The following is a 1,443-nucleotide window of genomic DNA, read 5'->3' on the forward strand; positions in this document are numbered from 1 at the left end:
GCGGGCTCGGAGTCGCGCTCCATGAAACGGCGCAGGGCCTGGTGCACGCCGCGGTCGAACGGGGCAAGGACGAGCGCGGTGCCCAGCTCGGTCAGCTGGCGGCGGGCTCGGGCGACGCGGGTCTCGTCCTCGTCAAGGAGAGAGTCGGAGGGTCCGTGCGGGCCGGCGAGGGAAGTGGACACGTTGTACTCCCGGTCTCGGTGATGGGCTGGGCGGGAAGAGGTCGTGGATGCGGATCGCCACTAGAGGTGTCGATCGGGGCCGCGGTGTGACGGTCGGCGGCCGGGAACTTCAGACGGTGGCGAGGTAGCCGTTCAGATCGGCGTCGCGCAGCGGGCGGACCGCCCGGCTGGCGCGCTGGCGGAGCCGGGCGCCTTCGGCCCCCATGGCGCGGGTGGTGCGGAACGCCTGGTCGGGGTCGAGCGAGGTGCTGAGGTAGTACTCCGTGATCCGCTGGGCGTCGGAGACCTTCAGCGCCCGGATCTCGACCGCCCACATGACCAGGGCCAGGAGCTCGGTACGGGCCTCGCCGTCGGTCAGCTCCGGCTCGTCCTGGCTGACGAGCTCGAGCTCGGCGGCGTGCGCCAGGAGGTCGGCGAGCTCGAACTGCAGGAGGGGGTCCGGCGACTCGGTGCCGATCAGCGGCACCTGCGGGTCGCCGGCCAGCGGCGCCAGCGACCGGGTGATCTTGCGGAGCTCGCGGCGGTCGTCGAAGTCGTCGGCCAGCGTGCTCTGGGCCAGCATCAGCGTGTCCATCGACAGGTTCGCGAAGATCGCCCGGGGACGACGCTCCAGCGGGTAGGTGCGCACCACCTCGAACAGCGCGCTCAGGACCGTGCTGAAGATGACCTCCCAGTCGACTCCGGGCCGCAGCTGGGTCTTGGCCATCAAGATCGCCTTGGGCAGGAAGATCCGGACGGCGACCCGCCAGGCCACCTCGCCGTCGAAGTCGGCCGCCGTCGCCCGCCGCAGCAGCGCGGCCAGGGCCTGGTCGTGGCCGGCCCAGTCACCGCGGCGGAAGAGCCGGACCAGGCGCTCGACGACGTCCTGGGGAGTACGGACGCCGGCGAGCTGGTCGTCCTCCTCCGACCAGCGAAGGATCCGGTCGGCGGCGCGGGGGTCGCGGCCGAGGACCTCCCAGTCGCGGTTCATGCGCTGCAGGGCGCCGTACCCGGACCCGGAGAGAGCGGTGGCAGAGGCGGTGCGGTTCTTGGTGGCCACGTCCGTGCCCGTCCTTTCGCGTCATCTGGCTGATGTCGCTCACGCTCTTCGCACCCCCCTTGTCCGCGGCCTGATCGACTTCCGCGGCCGGTGCGGTCCAGGGGAAACGCCGATGTGGTCCGGCTGGACAAGGGGTGCGCGGACAAGGGGTGCGGTGTGGCGCGGTGCGCGGACAAGGGGTGCGCGGACAAGGGGTGCGGTGCGGTGCGCGGACAAGGGGGC

1 protein-coding gene and 1 pseudogene are annotated in these 1,443 nt (G+C 72.2%); both read right to left on the reverse strand.

The window, feature by feature from the left end:
- Positions 1 to 182 (reverse strand): annotated as a pseudogene (locus ABT093_RS40885) (hypothetical protein); the annotation flags it as partial.
- Positions 183 to 291: 109 nt separating this feature from the next.
- Complete coding sequence (locus ABT093_RS40890) at positions 292 to 1,221, reverse strand: hypothetical protein (protein ID WP_350572587.1); 930 nt, start codon at positions 1,219 to 1,221, stop codon at positions 292 to 294.
- Positions 1,222 to 1,443: the final 222 nt, after the last annotated feature.

The organism is Kitasatospora sp. NPDC002551 (assembly GCF_040296005.1).
GTDB lineage: Bacteria > Actinomycetota > Actinomycetes > Streptomycetales > Streptomycetaceae > Kitasatospora.